At 58.8% G+C, this 1,272-nt stretch carries 1 protein-coding gene; it reads left to right on the top strand.

The window, feature by feature from the left end:
• Positions 1 to 64 precede the first annotated feature (64 nt).
• Positions 65 to 1,254 (top strand): IS3 family transposase gene (locus FHT70_RS30065; RefSeq protein ID WP_183706752.1). Its coding sequence is split into 2 segments (ribosomal slippage): positions 65 to 314 and positions 314 to 1,254, totalling 1,191 coding nucleotides; the frame shifts between segments, so codons are not numbered across the junction.
• Positions 1,255 to 1,272: the final 18 nt, after the last annotated feature.

Genomic DNA, 1,272 nt, shown 5'->3' with positions numbered 1-1,272 from the left:
TGACCTTGCCCCGTTGAAATAATCCATTTTGAAGTAAGCTCTGGCCCGTTGAGAGGACCAGGGAATGAAGCGCAAGCGTTTTACAGACGAACAGATCATCGGCATTCTGAAGGAGCACGAGGCGGGCACGCCGGTCGCGGAGCTTTGCCGCAAGCACGGCGTCAGCGATGCCAGTATCTATAAGTGGAAAGCCAAGTTCGGCGGCATGGACGTGTCCGAGGCCAAGCGGTTGAAGACGCTGGAGGACGAGAACACGAAACTGAAGCGGCTTCTGGCGGATGCCATGCTCGACAATGCTGCTTTGAAAGACCTTTTGGGAAAGAAGTGGTGACGCCCGCAGCAAAGCGGAACGCTGTCACGCATCTGATGAGCCACCATCAGATGAGTGAACGGCGGGCGTGTAAAGCCATCGGCGTTTGCCGGATGACGATCCGTTATGAAACGAGCCGCAGCGACGACCATGACCTTCGCGAGCGAATGAAGGCATTGGCGCATGAACGTCGCCGCTTTGGCTATCGACGCATTCACGTGCTGCTCAGGCGCGAGGGCCACATTGTGAACCACAAGAGGCTCTTCCGGCTCTATCGGGAAGAGAAGCTGACGGTGCGCAAGCGCGGCGGCCGCAAGCGAGCGATCGGCACACGAGCACCGATGCTTGTCCCGATGGCGGCCAATGATCGCTGGTCGCTGGACTTCGTGTCGGATCAGCTCACCGATGGTCGCAGGTTCCGGGTGCTGACGGTCGTCGACGATTGCACCAGGGAGTGCTTGGCGCTCGTCGCCGATACATCGCTTTCCGGCCTGCGCGTCGCGCGAGAGCTTGACCGGATCATCGAGGAGCGTGGCAAACCCAGGATGATCGTCAGTGACAACGGCAGCGAGTTCACCAGCAACGGGATTCTGCAATGGACTGATCGGACCAAGGTGGAATGGCACTACATCGCGCCTGGCAAGCCGATCCAGAACGCCTTCATCGAGAGCTTCAATGGGCGGCTGCGAGACGAGTTCTTGAATGAAACTCTCTTCTCGTCACTGACCCAAGCTCGATCAGCGCTCTCAAACTGGCGCAGCGATTACAACGATCATCGACCGCACTCCGGACTCGGCTGGATGACACCTGCCGAGTTCGCTCAGACTATCAACCCGCGACGTGATGCGGTGCTGCGCAGCCGAAATGGCTCCGCACCGCAACCCGCCGCTACCGCCCCGAATACAGCAACCCAAAACCGCTGGAGCGAACTCAAAACTGGATAAAACTTGGGGGCAAGGTCA

The sequence above is a fragment of the Rhizobium sp. BK049 genome, assembly GCF_014193135.1.
GTDB lineage: Bacteria > Pseudomonadota > Alphaproteobacteria > Rhizobiales > Rhizobiaceae > Rhizobium.
Note: the sequence above shows the minus strand (reverse complement) of the source record. Positions and strands in the feature narration are given on the sequence as shown.